Origin of the sequence: Solibacillus sp. FSL K6-4121 (assembly GCF_038002585.1) — a bacterium.
Taxonomy (GTDB): Bacteria; Bacillota; Bacilli; order Bacillales_A; family Planococcaceae; genus Solibacillus; species Solibacillus faecavium.
In genome coordinates this window covers 571293-589450 of record NZ_JBBOCS010000001.1, presented here as the reverse complement: position 1 = coordinate 589450, position 18158 = coordinate 571293, and the positions used below count along the sequence as shown (strand labels likewise).

Genomic DNA, 18158 nt, shown 5'->3' with positions numbered 1-18158 from the left:
ATGGAGGGTGGGATAGTAAATGTCAGTGGAAGTAAATGAACAAAAGCCTTTATCACGTAATAAATTATTGGGCATTGCTGGTGTCGGTTGGATGTTTGACGCTATGGATGTCGGCATTCTCTCTTTTATCATTGCTGCACTTGCAGTGGATTGGGGTTTAAATAGTAGTCAAATGGGGTGGATTGGTAGTGTAAACTCCATCGGTATGATGGTAGGTGCGTTAGTTTTTGGACTACTCGCAGATAAAGTGGGCCGCAAGCAAATTTTTATGTGGACACTTATATTGTTTTCTGTAGCGAGTGGACTGTCTGCGTTTACAACTACATTAACACTCTTTCTAATATTGCGTTTCTTCGTTGGGATGGGACTTGGTGGAGAATTACCGGTTGCTTCTACATTAGTATCTGAAAGTGTGAAAGCAGAAGAAAGAGGAAGAATCGTTGTTCTTTTGGAGAGCTTTTGGGCAGCAGGTTGGTTATTGGCAGCAATCATATCTTATTTTGTAATTCCTGCAGATTTTTGGCCAATTGAAGGATGGCGTGTTGCTTTATTAATTACTGCAATACCAGCATTTTATGCGATCTATATACGAATGAAATTACCTGATTCACCGCAGTTTAGGGTAAAAGAAGAGTCTAAAAAGCGATCTGTATTTCAGAACATTGCTGAAGTTTGGGCAAAAAAGTATGCTCGCTCTACCGTTATGCTATGGATACTGTGGTTTACAGTTGTGTTTTCCTATTACGGTATGTTCTTATGGTTGCCAAGTGTAATGGTTGGAAAAGGGTTCGATTTAATATCGAGTTTTAAATATGTACTTATAATGACGTTAGCTCAATTACCGGGTTATTTCACTGCTGCATGGTTTATTGAAAAATTTGGGCGGAAATTTGTTTTGGTTACATATTTATTAGGTACTGCAGCAAGTGCATTTGTTTTTGGAGGTGCAGAAACAATTACAACTTTGCTGATTGCAGGTATGTTGCTTTCGTTCTTTAACTTAGGAGCATGGGGAGCTTTATATGCCTACACACCAGAGCAATATCCAGCAATTGTACGTGGTACAGGGGCTGGAATGGCAGCGGCGGTAGGACGTATTGGCGGAATATTTGGTCCGTTATTAGTCGGTACACTTTTAACAAAAGGTTATGATATTAGCTATATATTTACCATTTTCTGTGGTGCTATTGTCATAGGGGTGTTAGCTGTAATTTTCTTAGGAAAAGAAACAAAACAGACGGAATTACAATAAATGTAAAAATCAAGGACCTGTGCAGATTGAATTTGCACGGGTCCTTTTAAACATAATTTATACATTCAATTATACCCAACTAATTTAATTTGAATAATAAGTTTATAGTAAGTATATTTACTAAAATACAATAAATTTACAAAAATATGTCTATTTTATACATAAAACATACAGTTCTTTAGCATAATAAAGTTTTTTCAGAAAACTCATTGTATTCTATTAATATTCATGATAATGTATTTTTTATTATTAGAAATTACTGCGCGGAATTTACATCGTAATAGTTATTAATCACTATTTTAGTTGCCATAACCATGTCAACTAATTAATAGGTATATAAGATGATTTTAAGAAAGGGAGATGTGGAGTTTGAGTATATGTAATGATATTAAAAAAAGGTATATTCGATTGTCAAAAGGACAACGCAAGGTAGCCCAGTTTGTCATTGATAATCCAAATGTAGTTGCCACACAAATTGCTTCTGAAGTAGGTAGGCTTGCAGATGTTAGTGAATCAACGGTTATTCGATTTTGTTATGCAATGGACCTCTCGGGTTTTAGTGACCTTCAAGACAAAGTGAAAGGTTACTTAATGGAAAAAGGGGAAACAGTAGAAGCGAAAAAAGCAATTGCGAAGAATAGAATTAGACAGCAAATTGGCGCTGATATTGTAAAGCAGGATATTGCCGGTATTTCCAAAACTTTTAATGAATTAAAAGAGCGCGATGTCGAAGAAGTTATTCAATTGCTGCATCAATCAAAAAGAATACACTTTTTAGGATTTAGACACTCGGAACCTGCTGCTTTTTGGATGTTCAGCAATCTGAAGATGCTGCGCGATCAAGTATATTTTATTGAACATGAAACGGAAAAAATTGCTCAACAATTAGCATTTATGGATGAGAACTCTTTACTATTTATTATTTCATTGGATGATGAGTATGAAGATCTGGCAACAACAGTAGAGATTGCTAAGAGAAAAAATGTAAAAATTGTTGCGATTCGGGATAAAAAGCTGACTTCTCTAAAGGAGCCTGCAAATCCAGTGCTGATTGTTCCTTCTGCAAAAGAAGGCGGGGCCACATGCACAATTGCTATATATTCTCTATTACATATTTTAGTGGAAACGATGGTAATGCAATATCCAGAGAAATATTCTAAAGAAAATAATAGTTCGAAAAAGCAAATTAATTTAACAGCAATTAGCTGAGTAAGAGACTGCGATATAACCTGAAAATGCCATTATTCTCCATGAGGAAAATGGCGTTTTTTTCTGGCATGAAAAATTGATCTGTCCGATCCCCTTTTGTACATCCTTAGTCAATGAGAAATGTTGTTTTTCACTTTCATACCATTATGTTAAAATGAAGGGCGAACAGTATTTTATATAGGAGGCTCAATTATGAGTAAAACATTAGTTTTTGGACATAAAAACCCTGATACAGATACAATTACTTCGGCGATTGTTTATGCATACTTAAAGCAACAGTTAGGTGTCGATGCAGAGGCGGTCCGTCTTGGAGAATTAAATAACGAAACTAAATTTGCATTGGAGAAGTTCGGATTTGAAGCACCTCGCCTAATCGGAAATGTTAAAGAGGAAGCAAGCCAAGTGATTTTGGTCGATCATAACGAATTTCAACAATCGGCAGATGGTATAGAGGAAGTAAAAATTACAGAAGTAATTGACCATCACCGTATTGCTAATTTCCAAACATCAGATCCGTTATACTTCCGTGCTGAACCTGTAGGATGTACAGCAACAATCTTAAATAAATTATTTAAAGAAAATAATGTTGAAATACCGGCAAATATTGCAGGCCTAATGCTTTCTGCTATCATCTCGGATACGTTACTATTCAAATCGCCTACATGCACAGAGCAAGATGTTAAAGCGGGTGCTGAATTAGCAGCGATTGCAAATGTTGATTCGGCAGAATATGGTTTAGCGATGCTAAAAGCGGGCGCCGACCTTTCTGATAAATCATTGGAAGAATTATTATCACTTGATGCCAAAGGCTTTGAATTCGGGGAATATAAAGCAACTGTTGCACAAGTAAACGCTGTCGATATTGAAGATGTACTTGGTCGTCAGGAAGAGCTTGTAAACTTATTGAACAAAAATATAGCAGAAAATGGTTTAGATTTATTCTTCTTCGTCGTAACGGATATTTTAAATAACGACTCAACCGCGGTAGCTGCCGGACAAGTTGCGGAAAATGCAGCGAAAGCATTTGGAACAGCAATCGTCAATGGCCGCATTAATTTACCTGGTGTTGTATCACGTAAGAAGCAAATTGTTCCAGTATTAACTGAAGGCTTAAAATAATAAAAAATCCGGTACTCCATTTAATTGGAGTGACCGGATTTTTTTATATCTAGAGGATAAACGGCAGGACCTTCTATTACTTGTCCTTCTGCATTATATCGTGACCCGTGACATGGACAATCATACGTTTGGTCTGCTTCATTCCATCTTGTTTTACAACCTAAATGGGTACAGCGCGGTGCTTTAGGCCGTTTTATATATCCTCCAATTAACTCCTTGCCAATAACCCCACCTGTCTGAAGCATGAAATAAAGGTTCTTACCAAAACTTGACCGATGTGGAGAGAACAGATTTGCTGCATCATTTGGTACATTTTTTATAAGATCCGTAAGAAGATTCCCTGCAACAAGTGAAGAAGATAATCCCCATTTATTAAAGCCCGTTGCCACATAAAGGCTATCATCATCTGGAGAAAGTTGTCCGATATAAGGGACTTGATCAGCTGTCATAATATCCTGCGCACTCCATGCATATTCGTATGAAGGTAGTTCAAAATCCGTAGTTAATTCATGCTGCAATGTTTCGTAAAAACGATCAGTATCACCAGTGGACCCTGCTAAATGGGACTGTCCACCGTAAATGAAGTAAGGTTGGTTATCGATAAGTGCACTTCGGATTGTACGACTTTGATCATCAATGCTTAAATATTGCCCCTCTAACAGTTGCGAAGATTTTGTAGCAGTTAAATATGAACGTTTTATTTGTAGTTTAATCGAATAAAGTTGGCGAATTGATTCGATTGGGTAATGAGTACATAAAATTAGTTTATTATACTGAACCGTGTAGCCATTGCTCGTACGAATCTGATTATTACGGAGTTCAATATTTGTAACACGGGTATTTAAATAAAGTTGTGCCCCGTATTTTCTTGCTAAGTGAACATAAGAATTTGTGAATTGTACGGGATTAATTTGTCCTTCATTCTTTATACCAATGGCCAACTCTACAGGAAGATTAAGTTCAGTTTCATTCGTTGCTTCAAATGGAATGCCGATTTTTTTATAAAGCTCGGCTTCATTTAATAGCTGTTCTTTTCCTTTGGAAGTGGAAGTGTATAAATAGGAAGTAGCCCTTGTAAATCCACTATTATTTTCAGAGATGCCTTTTTCAATTGCAAATTTATTTGCTTGATAATAGATTTTCCCATCTTCTGGTGTCAATTTCGAATAAATGAGATTATGCTGCACAGTTAATTTACCTGTAGAATAGGCAGTAGTTCCATTTGCAAATTGTGGAAGTGCTTCAATCAGTACAACTTGAAATCCTTCTTTAGCAAGTAAATAAGCGGTATACACCCCGCTAATCCCACCTCCAATAATACAGATGTCACATTTAATAGGTTGTTGAATGGACGGAGAGGAAAAACCTGAATCCGTTGGGAGCCATAGCGATTGTTTCAAAATATCACCTTTTTTATTTTTAGCTTAGGATATTTTTTAATTTTTTATTCAACTAGAGTGAATATCGAAAATTCTATACGTATGCATAGGATCTGAATAATTGTACTTTTTAATCGTAGCTCGTTACAATACAAGACAAGGAGAGTGATTAACATGAAAATAGAAGTGTGGTCTGATTATGTTTGTCCATTTTGCTATATCGGCAAAAAACAACTCGAAATCGCATTGGAAGAATTGGGATATGGAGATAGTATTGAAGTTGAGTATAAAAGCTATTTATTGGATCCTACTACACCAGTGGATACGAACAGCTCAGTTTATGAAGAGCTGCAACGTAAATATCAAATTTCTTTGGATGAAGTAAAGAAAATGACAGCTAATGTTAAAACTCGGGCAAAAGAAGTTGGATTAGATTACAATTTTGACGAAATGAAAAGTGCCAACACTGTAAAAGCCCATCGTTTGGCAAAATGGGCTGAAACAGAGGGCAAAGGGAAAGATTTCACAGAGCGAGTTTTGAAAGCGTACTTTTTGGAAGGGAAGGCAATTGGTCAAACTGATGTCCTCCTAGAATTAGTAAATGAAGTGAATTTACCGATAGAAAAGGCTAAACAAGTAATTGAAACCGATGATTATATAAAAGAGGTAGAGCAAGACATCGCTGTTGCCCAAAACTTAGGTGTACGTGGTGTACCATTCTTTGTTATCGATAATAAGTATGGTATTTCAGGTGCACAGCCACAAGAAGTATTTGAACAAAGTATCGAAAAGGCAGCACAAGAATTGGGCTTACGAAAACCTTTAAAAATGCAGGGCAATAATGGTGCAGCATGTACCGATGGTTCCTGCGAAATTTAATTATTCCTACCGTAAGTAACAAGTCTAAGACTCCCTAAATAAATGATGCCATGAATTTTCGGTCGAAAGTATGAGGGCATTTATGTTGATTTTCTTTGGAAGTTATTTTATTATAGTAAAGTACCTCGAATTTGAGATATCTAAAAATAGGATAAAAATTCAGAAAATAAATATACTAATTAGTAGGGAGATATAGATAAATGACAAACGTATTAGTAGTAAAAGCAAATAACCGACCAGATGGTGTATCAACAAAAATGTATGAAACGTTCATGGCTGAAGTAGCTAATGTACAAGGTGTCAACGTAACAACTTTTGATGTATTTGAAGAAAATATGCCGTATTTTGGTCAGGAACTATTCAATGCATTCGGTAAAGCACAAGCAGGCGAAGAATTATCAGCAATTGAAGCAGGGTCTTTAGCTGCATTCAATAAATCACGTGAAGCATTAACAGCTGCAGATGTAGTTGTATTTGCATTCCCATTATGGAACTTAACAATTCCAGCTGCATTACAATCATTCATCGATTACACATACGGTGCTGGATATTCATTTAAATATAATGAACAAGGTCAATTAGTAAGTTTAATGACTGACAAAAAATATATCGTATTAAGTGCACGTGGTGGTATTTACTCTACACCAGAAACTGCACCACTAGAAATGGCTGCAACATACATTAATGCGGTTATTGGTGGCGTATACGGTATGGAGAAAATTGATGAAGTAATTATCGAAGGTCATAATTCTAATCCAGCTGGTGCTGAACAAATTATTGCTGAAGGTTTAGGGAAAGTAAAAGCTACAGCTAAAAACTTAGTAAAAGTAACAGCATAATTATTTTATATTGAAAAAGGGGCGCCCATCATTTGGTGAGCGCCTCTTTTTCAGTTTTTATTTAATTGTATTTCCACAGATATTTGTACTTGTTCAGAGATTAAAAGTCCGCCCGATTCAAGTGAGTCATTGTATGTTAAATTGAAATCGCTTCTATTAATTTCGGTTTGGCATGTATAGCCGTATGTATCGATGTCCCATGGATTTTTAACACAACCATTGTATGTTACTTCGAAAGTAACAGGTCGTGTAACGTCTTTAATAGTTAAGTCTCCATGTAATTTAATTTGATGTGGGTCTCTTGTGATTTCTTTACTTATAAATGTAATCTTAGGGTAACGGTCCGCATTAAAGAAATCTGCAGAAATTAAATGATGATCCCTTGAACTGTCCCGAGTATTTATACTCGCTACATCTATCTCAAAACGTATGTATGAATCATTAAAATCTTCTATTTTACTTGCCTCTATGTGTGCAGCAAAAGAATCGAATGTACCATGTACCTTTGTAATCATCATGTGTTTAATGGAAAAGTTAATTGATGAATGAAAAAAATCTACTGAATAAGTCGTCATAGTTTCACCTCCAATATATTACAATGTTTTAATTCCATCATAAAATAGAAGATATTTTTTTACAACATGAATTAAGTTCTAAGTAAGCTACTTACTTTTCGTAATCTATAAAAAGTGGTAATATAATATTAAGGAGTTAAATAAAGTTTATTTTAAGCAATAAATTTGAGGTGAAGAAATGAAGGAATCAGCATTATGTCCACGTTTGTCCAAGGCTATGGAGCTTGTAGGGAAACGGTGGACTGCTTTAATTATTTATCAACTACTGGAGGGTCCACAACGCTTTAACGCGATTGAATCGGCATTGCCGATAAGTGGACGATTATTGTCAGAACGCTTAAAGGAACTTGAAAAAGAGGGCATTGTTGAACGAAAAGTATTTTCGGAAGTACCGATCCGTGTGGAATATAATTTAACAGAAAAAGGAAAATCACTTGAACAGACGGTTAGAGAAATTGAAAAGTGGGCGAAAAGTTGGTTATAAATCATGTTGTTTTACTTGTAAAAAGCGCGTCAAAAACAGATACTAAAAAGGTATGTCAGCTTTTGAGGAAAGGAAAATGGCTTTTATGACAATTCAACAATGGGAAAATGATTTATTACAATGGATACCTTCAAATAATATAAAAACAAATGAAACGTTAAAAAAATATACGATGACAAAACTTGGTGGTAAGGCGGATATTCTCGTGCTGCCTGAAACAGAAGAGCAAGCAGCAGCTGTCGTTAAGTATGCATATGAAAATAATGTACCGCTACTCATGCTGGGGAATGGCTCCAATATGGTTGTACGTGATGGCGGTGTCCGTGGAATCGTCCTGCATTTTGCTTTACTGGACAAAATACGCATTGAAGGCGAAACGGTTTATGCACAAAGTGGTGCATTAATTAAAGAAGTATCAAAACAAGTTGCAGCTCAATGCTTAACCGGTTTTGAGTTTGCATGCGGTATTCCAGGTTCAATCGGTGGAGCAATGGCAATGAATGCCGGCGCTTACGGTGGTGAGGTTAAAGACATCGTCACATCTTGTAAAGTACTAACACCGGAAGGAGAGCTTCTAGAGCTGAACAACGAGCAACTTGAACTTTCTTACCGTAAAAGCATTATTGCTAAAAAGGGCTATTTCGTTCTGTCAGCTACGTTCCAATTAGAACAGGGCGATCAAAAGCAAATCGATGAGAAAATTGCTGATTTAACATACCAACGCGAATCAAAGCAACCACTCGAATACCCTTCTGCTGGCAGTGTATTTAAACGTCCCCCAGGTTATTTTGCAGGTAAACTTATTCAAGACAGCGAATTGCAGGGGAAAGGCGTTGGTGGTGCCGAAGTCTCTACGAAGCATGCCGGATTTATCGTAAATAAGAACAATGCAACAGCTAAAGATTATATTGAAACAATTCAAATGGTACAGCGTGCTGTGAAGGAAAAGTTTGATATCGACTTAGAGATGGAAGTAAAAATCGTCGGTGAAGATTAATCTTAGGAGATAAAAAGACCCAACTCGTGCTCATTTGGCACGGGTTATCTTTTTGTCGATAAGAAAGTGATAAGGTGGTGAGCTTGATTTTACTAAGACCTCCACCTTACTAATCATATTGGCTGAATTTGTAGCTATTATAAATCAGAATATAACATAGAAGGAGTTCAAAGATGAAATTTATTTCGTGGAATGTCAATGGTATACGTGCATGTGTAAATAAAGGCTTTTTAGATTATTTTCATGAAATGGAAGCTGACTTTTTCTGCCTTCAAGAAACTAAATGCCAGGAAGGACAAATGGACCTTGAACTCAAAGGGTATTATCAGTATTGGCATTCAGCAGTAAAAAAAGGATATGCAGGTACAGCGGTATTTACGAAACATAAACCATTAGCGGTATTTTACGGTATTGAAAATGAAATTGCACCTGATGAGGGACGCATTATTACATTAGAATACGAGAATTTTTATTTAGTAAATACGTATACACCGAACGCAAAACGGGATTTAACGCGTTTAATAGAACGCCTCCTTTGGGAAGACCGTATGGCGGATTATTTAAGGGAACTTGATTCAAAAAAGCCCGTCATTTATTGTGGGGATTTAAATGTTGCACACGGCGAGCTTGATATAAAAAACGTTAAATCCAATATTGGCAATTCCGGATTTACATATGAAGAACGTGGAAAAATGACCGACTTACTTAATAGTGGATTTACAGATACATTCCGCCATTTCCACCCGAATGAAACGGACCATTATACGTGGTGGAGCTATATGGCAAAAGTGCGTGAGCGAAATATTGGATGGCGAATTGATTACTTTATTGTTTCGAACCGTCTCGTTGAACAAATTGAAGAAGCGTCCATACATTCACAAGTTTTAGGTAGCGATCATTGCCCTATCGTATTAAAATTAAAAACAGTGTAAGATAAAGAGAATTATAGAAAACTATTTTTTGTAAAGAACAAATCGCACTTTGCAAAAAACAAGATAAAGAGGTGGATCTAATGGCACAACAGGCTACAAAGGCAAAAGGGCGCAAAATTGTTAACATTGTCATTTGGACAATTGGGATTTTGATTGTTCTTGGCGGTTCAGCAGTTGCTGGGTTGCATTTATACGTATCTAATTCGAAGCCTTTAATTGAAGGTGAGAAAATCGTTACGATTTTAGATGAAGATGTGGAAGTAACGAGGGATGGTGTAGGGGTTCCACATATTGTGGCGAAGTCAGACGCCGATCTTTATCGCGCCCAAGGTTATGTCCAGGCGCAGGATCGTTTGTTCCAAATGGATTTGGCTCGTCGTCAGGCAAGCGGTACTTTAGCGGAAGTAGTTGGTGCGTCTGCAGTTAATACCGATAAGTTCTTCCGTACATTCAGCTTGCGTCATGCAGCAGAGAATTCATGGGATGGTTATGATGCGGAATCTAAACAAATTTTAGAATGGTATGCAGAAGGTGTAAATGCCTTTATTGATGAAGTGAAAGGGAGTAGCAAGCTTTCCTATGAATTTAAGCTGCTTGGTTATACACCAGAAGCTTGGACACCAATCGATTCATTAGTGATCGGAAAATATATGGCATATGACCTGGGTGGAAACTGGAATCAACAAGCATTCCGTTCATGGGCATTACAGAATTATACAGAAGAGCAAGCTAAAGAATTATTTGTAGAATACCCGGAAAATGCAAAATCAATTATTGAGGCAAATTTAAATATAGAGACAGATATTACAACTGCCTTTACTACAGATTATTTACCTAATGAATTTAACGGAAGTAACAACTGGGTAATTGGCGGGAAGTTTACGAAATCAGGGAAACCGCTACTTGCGGATGACCCGCATTTAGGTTTAAGTACACCATCTGTATGGTATCAAATGCACTTGAAGTCCCCTGAACAAAATGTGAGCGGTGTTATATTTGCAGGGATTCCAGGTATTATTTTAGGACATAACGAACAGATTGCCTGGGGAGTTACAAATGTAAACCCTGATGTCCAAGATTTATATATTGAAAAGCCAAACCCGGAGAACCCATATCAATTTGAATATGATGGTAAATGGGAAGATGCAACTGTTCGAGAAGAACCTATTAAAGTAAAAGATGGTAAAACGATTGACTTCGAAGTGGTGGAAACACGTCACGGTCCAATTATTTCAAATATAATGCTAAAAGAAACAGAAGTTAAAGAGCAGTTTTCAATGCAGTGGACTGCGCTTCAATCTACACAGGAATTAAAAGCAGTATTAGGCTTCAATAAAGCATCAAATTGGGAAGAGTTTGAAGTTGCGTTAGAAGACTTCAAAGCACCTGCGCAAAACTTTGTGTTCGCTTCAACAGACGGTACGATTGCCTATAAAGCAAACGGTTTAGTACCGATACGTAAACAAGGTACAGGGGCATTACCAGTACCGGGGAATTCTTCTGAATATGGTTGGGAAAGCTATATCCCATTTAATGAGTTACCGACTGTCATTAACCCGGAAGAAGGTTATATTGCAACAGCTAACAATCAAATAGTAGGTGAAGAATATCCATACCATATTTCCAACCTTTGGGCACAGCCATATCGTTATGAACGAATTGTGGAAATGATCGAAACGCCTGTTTATAACGACGAGGGAGAATTATTAAAGCTGACGGCTGCGGAAATGAAAGGTATGCAAATGGATAAGAAAAACTTGCATGCCGTAGAGTTTTTACCGAGTCTACTAGAAACGATTAAAGCACAGGATACAGAAGGCAAATATAACAGGGTTATTACATTGTTAGAAGAGTGGGAGTATTATGATGATAAAGATCAGGGTGCACCGCTTGTGTATCATTTCCTAATTGAAAATATGGAAAATGCCTTATTCAAAGATGCCATGCCGGAAGATGTCTTCAAATTAATGCCAGGGAAATCCCAGATTACTGACCAAATGCTCCGTGATGCATATGCCGGTAATCCAGGTGTTTGGATTACTGAAGAGGGCGGTTTAGATCAATTCGTTTATACTGCGTTTGAAGATGCCGTAACGAAAATTCAAGGTAAATTTGGGACAGCGGTATCAAAATGGAAGTGGGGAAGTTACAATAAGTTAACTTTCAACCACCCATTGGCAAGTGCGTCTGACTTTTTAGCAGATTACGTAAATCCTGAAAGATTGGCAGTAGGCGGATCGAGTGTAACAGTTCAAGCTGCTTCAGAAGATGGAAACGGAAATGTAAAGCATGGTGCATCTTGGCGCTTTGTGGCTGATTTGAATAATTTGTCTACAGCACATCATATTGTCGGTCCGGGTCAAAGTGGACATATGAAGTCAAAATGGTATGACAATCAAACATCGAATTGGGTATACGGTCGTTACCATAAAACTAATATCGATGGCACTATTAACACGAAATACGAGTTAATATTGAAAGCAGAATAAAGAATGAAAAACCTTCCTTTTAGATAAAGGGAGGTTTTTTACATTCAAACAATCATTTGAATGTAAAAAGTACATAAGCTATAATACATTCAAACGGATATTTGAATGAGGTGTAAAATTGAAGGATACTTGTGATATAACAAAAGTGAATGAACAGGCAGTGGAAGCTGTAAGAGAGCAAATGCCCGAACTTTCAAAGGTAGCGAAATTTTTAAAGGCGCTTGCAGATGAAACACGTTTGAAAATTACATTTGCGCTGACAATTGAAGAACGGTTATGTGTTTGTGATGTAGCAGCAATCATCGGTACGAGTATGGCAACTGCATCCCACCACTTACGTTATTTAAGAGAACATGGTTTGGCAAAGTCGACACGTGAAGGAAAATTAGTTTACTATTCGTTAGCAGATGACCATGTGCATCAAATTGTCATGATTGCTTATGAACATTCAAAGGAGTGAATCACATGGGGCAAAAAACAGAACAATATCGCTTGGAAAATTTATCTTGTGCAAACTGTGCTGCAAAATTCGAACGAAATGTAAGGGAAATTGATACAGTTGAAGATGTACTTTTAAATTTCGGTGCAGCAAAGTTAACGGTAACCGGTACAGCGACACTTGATCAACTAGAAGCTGCTGGGGCTTTTGATGGTATTAAAGTTTCCCGGGCGAATGAGCGATTAATGGCTGAAGCGATCCCATTTTATAAACGTAAAGAAAATAAACTTGCAGCATTTGCATTGCTGTTTGTATTAATAGGAGTCATTTGCAGTTTCGTTCTTCATGAAGGGCATATAATCGTAAATAGCCTTTATGCGGTCGCAATTGTTGTGGGTGGCTACACTACTTTCATAACAGGGATAAAGAATTTAATCCATTTGGAATTTGATATGAAAACATTAATAACAATTGCGATAATCGGAGCTGCCATCATAGGTGAATGGCAAGAGGCTGCAATTGTCATTTTTCTATTTGCGGTAAGTGAAGCTTTGGAAGCGTATTCGATGAATAAAGCTCGTCAATCCATTTCCCAGCTAATCGATTTAGCACCTGACACAGCCACTATTAAGCGAGTGCAGGATGGTCACAATGATGAAAAGGTAGTCCCGACTGAGATGATTCAAGTTGGTGATATTTTAATTGTTAGACCGGGACAGAAAATTGCCATGGATGGTGTCGTCATTACTGGTATTTCAACCGTCAATCAAGCAGCCATTACAGGTGAACCACTTCCCGTTGCAAAACAAATGGGGGATCCGGTATTTGCAGGAACATTAAATGAAGCTGGTGCTTTAGAGGTTAAAGTGACAAAGCGGGTAGAGGATACAACAATTGCTAAGATTATTCATTTAGTTGAAGAAGCACAGGCTGAAAAAGCGCCATCACAAAAGTTTGTTGACCGCTTTGCAAAATATTATACGCCAGCAATTATAGTTGTCGCTTTATTAGTAGCGATTGTGCCAAGCATTATAACGGGGGATTGGCTACATTGGGTCTATCAAGGTTTGGCAGTCTTGGTTGTAGGATGTCCTTGTGCGCTTGTGATTTCCACACCAGTTGCAATCGTTACAGCAATTGGTAATGCAGCTCGCAACGGCGTATTAATTAAAGGTGGGGTTTATTTAGAGGAATTAGCCCGCATTAAAGCAGTTGCGTTCGATAAAACGGGAACTTTAACAAAAGGGCAACCGGAAGTAGTGGCAATTGAAATAGAAGGGAATACTGATAATGCGGATATATTACTCGCAAAAATTGCCGCTGTTGAGAAGATGTCACAGCATCCTTTAGCTCGAGCGGTTTTAGCAAAAGCATTTGATAAAAAGATACTTATTCCCAATGCTGTATATTTTCAGTCAGTAACAGGAAAAGGTGCTTATGCATCAGTGAATGGTGAAGTAATTTATGTAGGAAGTGTAAAATGGATTCAATCGATTGTAACTATTCCTGAGTCCTTATTACAAAGAGTTCAACAGCATGCATCGAGCGGTCATTCGGTAATCGTAGCCGCAAATGAGGAGCGTGTTTTAGGGATACTATCGATAGCTGATCAGCTTCGACCGGAAAGTAAAGAAGTGATTGCAGCGCTTCACGAAAATGACATCCAGCACACTGTAATGTTGACAGGCGATGAATCTTTAACTGCAAAAAAAATTGCAGAGCAGCTTCATATCAATGACGTAAGGGCAAATCTTTTACCGCAGTCCAAGTTACAGGCTATGAAAGACTTGCAACAGCAATATCACTCAGTCGCAATGGTTGGAGATGGGGTAAATGACGCTCCTGCTTTAGCTTCGGCTAACATCGGTATTGCGATGGGGGGAGCAGGAACAGACGCAGCGCTTGAAACAGCTCAAATTGTTTTTATGGCGGATGACCTTACAAAGCTTCCGTATACGATGAAGTTGAGTAAAAAGGCAATGAAAATAATTAAACAGAACATTGCTTTTGCACTTGGGTTGAAGCTTATTGCGCTTTTATTGATTATACCGGGATGGTTAACTTTATGGATTGCAATTTTTGCCGATATGGGTGCAACATTGCTAGTCATTTTAAATGCATTGCGATTACTGAAAGTAAAGTAGACTAGACAAACACTATAAATAGGTATCAAACGACGGAGTTCTTGAGTTATTTTAACGAAAGTTATATTATTAAGTGAATATTAATGAAATGAGGCGAAAGGTCGAAATATAAAAATGTCCAATATAAAATTAGTAAATGTTACAGAAGAGATTGTAATGGGACTTGTAAGTTTTTTGCTGCATGGCGTTCAATACCAGACATTTTGTCACTGTAAACAGTGTGAAATGGATGTCGCTGCTATAGCATTGAATTCTTTACCTGCTCGATATGTCGCTTCAGAAGAATCAAGAGATGCAGCATTCAACCAAATGAACACACCAGAAAGCATTGAGGAAATTAACAAGCAAATTATCCGTGCACTTCATCTTGTTAAACAATATCCAAGTCATTCATAATTCCTTGGGGATAATTATTCATATGTATAAATCATGTAGCTGTATGGCAAGCTTTAACATAGATTTGAAATAAAAGGGTATTCAATTAGGGACAAACTAATTTGAATATCCCTTTTTTAACGTTCACTGTTTTCAGTTAACTTTTTGCATGAAATTGTAGTAAACTTAAAAGAGCAATTGAAAGAGAGGGAACAGTTATGCCAACACCTAGCATGGAGGACCACATTGAACAAATTTATTTATTGATCGAAAATAAAGGGTATGCTCGTGTGTCCGATATCGCAGAAGCTTTATCTGTTCTACCTTCCTCCGTTACAAAAATGGTGCAGAAATTAGATAAAGATGGATATTTACTGTATGAGAAATATAGAGGCTTAACATTGACGCCAAAAGGGCAAAAATTAGGAAAGCGACTTGTTCAGCGTCATGAATTGCTGGAACAATTTTTGCGTTTAATTGGGGTAAATGAAGAACATATTTATGAAGATGTTGAAGGTATTGAACATCATTTAAGTTGGAATTCGATTGACCGTATAGCTGATTTAGTACAGCTTTTAGAAGAAGAGCCCGACATGACAAGGAAGCTAGAAGAAATGAAATCAAATCATAATATGTAATGATTGACGAGAAAAAGGAGAATGTATTGAATGAATCAATTAATTAAATCAGGACAAGTAGTAGAATTAACTGTATTAGAGGAACAAGGATCACGATATGTATTAACGAATGGCGATTTAGAAATCCCATTAAATGCATCGGATGTTATAGAAACATTAGCGATTGGGGATTTAGTAAAAGTTTTCCTATATACGGATCGACGTGGGGACCTTCAAGCGACAACAGCCATTCCACATATTACAGAAGCCGATTATGGTTGGGCACGCGTTTTAAAAGTTACAAAAGAAGGTGCCTTTTGTGATATTGGCACATCTCGTGAAGTTTTAGTCCGTGCAGAAGATTTACCAGCTATTTCCGAAGTATGGCCGGAGTCAGGTGACCATTTGTATATGACATTGCGTACAGATCGCAATGGTGATTTGTTCGGACGTCTCGTTACTGAAGAAAAGGTAAATGACATGTATGAAGGTGCTGAAGCAGAACTGTTCAATAAAAACATTACAGCTCGCCCATATCGTCTATTACCAGTAGGGTCATTTTTGCTAGGTGTTGAAAAACCATATCGTATTTTCGTACATGAGTCAGAAATGAAAGCTGAACCTCGCTTAGGACAAGATGTACAGGTACGCATCATTGATGTGAAGGAAGATGGATCACTAAACGGGTCATTTTTACCTCGAAAACATGAACGTTTAGGAGAAGATGCAGAAAAAATCTTCGCGTATTTAGAAAGTGTCGGTGGTAAAATGCCGTTCGGTGACAAGTCAACGCCGGAAGAAATTACGGAAATGTTCAATATGAGTAAAGGTTCATTTAAGCGTGCGCTTGGTACATTAATGAAGGCTCGTAAAATTACACAAAAAGATGGCTGGACGGAAATCGCCAGAGATTAAAAAAGAGTAAAGTACATTGAAAAGTAAAAGGTGAATTAAAATTTGCAACCTTTTACTTTTTTTATACGTATTAATAGAGAATGTATATGAAATTAGGACAAGATTAAGTGAAAATGGGAATATACATTTAAAAAGGGGGACTTAATAATGAAACAAAAATGGATTGCATTAGTTGCGATGTTTGCACTATTAATCTCGGTAGTATTACCATTGAGTGTGTCTGCAGCAGCAACAGAGCAAAAAAATCCAATCAATGAAAAGCTAGGGGTACCAATCGTAGTTTATGGATCGAATTTATCCGATAGTGAAAAGGAGATTGTAAAAACTGCATTACGTGTCTCCCAAGAAACAGAAGTTGATGAAATTACTATTTCTGGCCAAGATTTAGCCAAATATATAAAAGACAGTAACCCTAGTTCCCGCATGTTTTCATCTGCTAAAATTACGCGTCAAGATGCAGGGAAAGGACTGACAATTAGTATTGTCACTCCAACTAATATTACACAAGTGACATCAGAAATGTATGCAAATGCAATGTTAACTGCAGGTATTGAAGACGCGATTGTGGAAATTGCGGCACCAAAACCGGTAACAGGTCACTCTGCGTTAGTGGGAATTTATAAAGCGTATGAAGTAAAAACAGGTGAAACATTGGATATTGAACGTACAGATGTTGCCAATGACGAATTATCAGTTGCCACTTCAATTGCCGAGTCGGCAGGTGTTACAGATGAACAGGTAGCAGAGCTATTAACACAAATCAAAAAAGCGATTGCTGAAAACAAGCCGGCTAATAAAGAGGAAGTTCAACAAATTGTTGAAGAACAATTGGCTAAGCTACAAATTAATTTAAGCGAGAAAGACCGTCAATTATTGGTAGATTTAATGGATCGCATTAGTAATTTAAATATCGATTTTAGTAAACTATCTTCACAGCTTTCAGATTTAACGGCAAAATTTGATGAAACTTTCGGTGGCATTTTAGAAGATGAAGGTTTCTGGCAAGGTGTCAAAAACTTCTTCACTAATCTAATTGATACGATATCAACTTGGTTTAAAAAAGAATAGTAGTATTTAAAAGCACTCATCATTGGGTGCTTTTATTTTTCATGAAAATTCAAACTATGATATATTATTGTGAATAATAAAGGAGGGTGAAAAATGGAATTTACGTACAAAGACAATGGAAATAACAATGGAGCTTTTGAATATGAAGTGAACGGAGAACGTCTAGCAGAGATTACTTGGGTGCTACGCGATGGAGTCATGGTTATGGATCATACGTATGTATCAAATGAATTGCGCGGTCAAGGTGTAGCTAAAAAACTTTTGGATGAAGCGGCAAACTATGCCCGAGAAAATAACTTTAAGATGAAAGCCCTTTGCTCATATGTCGTATCTTCATTTGATAATAGTGACGCATATGACGATGTAAAAGTATAAAAAATACAAAAACACGAATTCCTATTACGATAGGGAATCGTGTTTTTCTTTATACATATTTAAGTGAAATT

18 protein-coding genes are annotated in these 18158 nt (G+C 37.1%); 16 read left to right on the top strand and 2 right to left on the bottom strand.

What is annotated here, in order from left to right; translation table 11 throughout:
• Window positions 1–19 precede the first annotated feature (19 nt).
• The 3 genes from MHH95_RS03010 to MHH95_RS03000 all read left to right on the top strand — a co-directional run bounded on the left by MHH95_RS03010 (window position 20) and on the right by MHH95_RS03000 (window position 3580).
• Entirely contained in the window at window positions 20–1252 is a 1233-nt protein-coding gene (locus tag MHH95_RS03010) for an MFS transporter (protein WP_340726397.1), read from the top strand.
• Window positions 1253–1621: 369 nt separating this feature from the next.
• Window positions 1622–2461, top strand: a complete 840-nt coding sequence (locus MHH95_RS03005; protein ID WP_340726396.1) for a MurR/RpiR family transcriptional regulator — start codon at window positions 1622–1624, stop codon at window positions 2459–2461.
• Between the two features lie 192 nt (window positions 2462–2653).
• On the top strand, window positions 2654–3580 hold the full coding sequence (locus MHH95_RS03000; RefSeq protein ID WP_340726395.1) for a manganese-dependent inorganic pyrophosphatase: 927 nt from the start codon (window positions 2654–2656) through the stop codon (window positions 3578–3580).
• A 20-nt stretch (window positions 3581–3600) separates the two neighbouring features.
• Here the strand turns inward: MHH95_RS03000 and MHH95_RS02995 are convergent, their stop codons facing one another.
• Window positions 3601–4980 carry an FAD-dependent oxidoreductase gene (locus MHH95_RS02995; protein ID WP_340726394.1) on the bottom strand — a complete coding sequence of 460 codons (1380 nt, stop codon included), beginning with the start codon at window positions 4978–4980 and terminating at the stop codon, window positions 3601–3603.
• Between the two features lie 153 nt (window positions 4981–5133).
• Here MHH95_RS02995 and MHH95_RS02990 point away from each other — a divergent pair, with 153 nt between their 5' ends.
• On the top strand, window positions 5134–5838 hold the full coding sequence (locus MHH95_RS02990; RefSeq protein ID WP_340726393.1) for a DsbA family oxidoreductase: 705 nt from the start codon (window positions 5134–5136) through the stop codon (window positions 5836–5838).
• A 200-nt stretch (window positions 5839–6038) separates the two neighbouring features.
• Entirely contained in the window at window positions 6039–6677 is a 639-nt protein-coding gene (locus MHH95_RS02985) for an FMN-dependent NADH-azoreductase (protein WP_340726392.1), read from the top strand.
• A gap of 50 nt (window positions 6678–6727) precedes the next feature.
• Here MHH95_RS02985 and MHH95_RS02980 read toward each other — a convergent pair whose 3' ends face one another.
• Complete coding sequence (locus MHH95_RS02980) at window positions 6728–7252, bottom strand: YceI family protein (protein ID WP_340726391.1); 525 nt, start codon at window positions 7250–7252, stop codon at window positions 6728–6730.
• Window positions 7253–7430: 178 nt separating this feature from the next.
• Between MHH95_RS02980 and MHH95_RS02975 the strand changes: the two genes are divergently transcribed.
• From MHH95_RS02975 to MHH95_RS02925, 11 genes are all read left to right on the top strand, one after another.
• Window positions 7431–7736 (top strand): winged helix-turn-helix transcriptional regulator, encoded by a 306-nt coding sequence (locus MHH95_RS02975; protein WP_340726390.1) that lies wholly within the window; start codon window positions 7431–7433, stop codon window positions 7734–7736.
• 85 nt (window positions 7737–7821) lie between these two features.
• Window positions 7822–8733 carry a UDP-N-acetylmuramate dehydrogenase gene (gene murB, locus MHH95_RS02970; protein WP_340726389.1) on the top strand — a complete coding sequence of 304 codons (912 nt, stop codon included), beginning with the start codon at window positions 7822–7824 and terminating at the stop codon, window positions 8731–8733.
• Window positions 8734–8906: 173 nt separating this feature from the next.
• Complete coding sequence (locus MHH95_RS02965; protein ID WP_340726388.1) at window positions 8907–9665, top strand: exodeoxyribonuclease III; 759 nt, start codon at window positions 8907–8909, stop codon at window positions 9663–9665.
• Between the two features lie 80 nt (window positions 9666–9745).
• Window positions 9746–12154, top strand: coding sequence for a penicillin acylase family protein (locus MHH95_RS02960; RefSeq protein WP_340726387.1), 2409 nt, complete (start codon window positions 9746–9748; stop codon window positions 12152–12154).
• A gap of 118 nt (window positions 12155–12272) precedes the next feature.
• The gene (locus MHH95_RS02955; RefSeq protein ID WP_340726386.1) at window positions 12273–12614 is read left to right on the top strand and encodes an ArsR/SmtB family transcription factor; all 342 of its coding nucleotides are present in this window, start codon (window positions 12273–12275) and stop codon (window positions 12612–12614) included.
• 5 nt (window positions 12615–12619) lie between these two features.
• On the top strand, window positions 12620–14737 hold the full coding sequence (locus tag MHH95_RS02950; RefSeq protein ID WP_340726385.1) for a heavy metal translocating P-type ATPase: 2118 nt from the start codon (window positions 12620–12622) through the stop codon (window positions 14735–14737).
• A gap of 114 nt (window positions 14738–14851) precedes the next feature.
• A complete protein-coding gene (locus MHH95_RS02945) occupies window positions 14852–15133 on the top strand; it encodes a late competence development ComFB family protein (RefSeq protein ID WP_191701369.1) in 282 nt (93 codons plus the stop codon).
• Between the two features lie 197 nt (window positions 15134–15330).
• Window positions 15331–15750 carry a transcriptional regulator MntR gene (gene mntR, locus MHH95_RS02940; RefSeq protein WP_191701368.1) on the top strand — a complete coding sequence of 140 codons (420 nt, stop codon included), beginning with the start codon at window positions 15331–15333 and terminating at the stop codon, window positions 15748–15750.
• 30 nt (window positions 15751–15780) lie between these two features.
• Window positions 15781–16644, top strand: a complete 864-nt coding sequence (locus tag MHH95_RS02935) for a CvfB family protein (protein ID WP_191701367.1) — start codon at window positions 15781–15783, stop codon at window positions 16642–16644.
• Between the two features lie 147 nt (window positions 16645–16791).
• Complete coding sequence (locus MHH95_RS02930; protein ID WP_340726384.1) at window positions 16792–17712, top strand: DUF1002 domain-containing protein; 921 nt, start codon at window positions 16792–16794, stop codon at window positions 17710–17712.
• A 93-nt stretch (window positions 17713–17805) separates the two neighbouring features.
• Window positions 17806–18087: a GNAT family N-acetyltransferase gene (locus tag MHH95_RS02925; RefSeq protein WP_340726383.1), complete on the top strand. Its 282-nt coding sequence runs from the start codon at window positions 17806–17808 to the stop codon at window positions 18085–18087.
• Window positions 18088–18158 lie beyond the last annotated feature (71 nt).

Bases quoted from the DNA above. Each gene is read 5' to 3' on its own strand.
- MHH95_RS03010 (WP_340726397.1), top strand. From the start codon at position 20: ATGTCAGTGGAAGTAAATGAACAAAAGCCTTTATCACGTAATAAATTA.
- MHH95_RS03000 (WP_340726395.1), top strand. From the start codon at position 2,654: ATGAGTAAAACATTAGTTTTTGGACATAAAAACCCTGATACAGATACA.
- MHH95_RS02990 (WP_340726393.1), top strand. From the start codon at position 5,134: ATGAAAATAGAAGTGTGGTCTGATTATGTTTGTCCATTTTGCTATATC.
- MHH95_RS02985 (WP_340726392.1), top strand. From the start codon at position 6,039: ATGACAAACGTATTAGTAGTAAAAGCAAATAACCGACCAGATGGTGTA.
- MHH95_RS02980 (WP_340726391.1), bottom strand. From the start codon at position 7,252: ATGACGACTTATTCAGTAGATTTTTTTCATTCATCAATTAACTTTTCC.
- MHH95_RS02975 (WP_340726390.1), top strand. From the start codon at position 7,431: ATGAAGGAATCAGCATTATGTCCACGTTTGTCCAAGGCTATGGAGCTT.
- murB (WP_340726389.1), top strand. From the start codon at position 7,822: ATGACAATTCAACAATGGGAAAATGATTTATTACAATGGATACCTTCA.
- MHH95_RS02965 (WP_340726388.1), top strand. From the start codon at position 8,907: ATGAAATTTATTTCGTGGAATGTCAATGGTATACGTGCATGTGTAAAT.
- MHH95_RS02960 (WP_340726387.1), top strand. From the start codon at position 9,746: ATGGCACAACAGGCTACAAAGGCAAAAGGGCGCAAAATTGTTAACATT.
- MHH95_RS02950 (WP_340726385.1), top strand. From the start codon at position 12,620: ATGGGGCAAAAAACAGAACAATATCGCTTGGAAAATTTATCTTGTGCA.
- MHH95_RS02945 (WP_191701369.1), top strand. From the start codon at position 14,852: ATGTCCAATATAAAATTAGTAAATGTTACAGAAGAGATTGTAATGGGA.
- mntR (WP_191701368.1), top strand. From the start codon at position 15,331: ATGCCAACACCTAGCATGGAGGACCACATTGAACAAATTTATTTATTG.
- MHH95_RS02935 (WP_191701367.1), top strand. From the start codon at position 15,781: ATGAATCAATTAATTAAATCAGGACAAGTAGTAGAATTAACTGTATTA.
- MHH95_RS02930 (WP_340726384.1), top strand. From the start codon at position 16,792: ATGAAACAAAAATGGATTGCATTAGTTGCGATGTTTGCACTATTAATC.
- MHH95_RS02925 (WP_340726383.1), top strand. From the start codon at position 17,806: ATGGAATTTACGTACAAAGACAATGGAAATAACAATGGAGCTTTTGAA.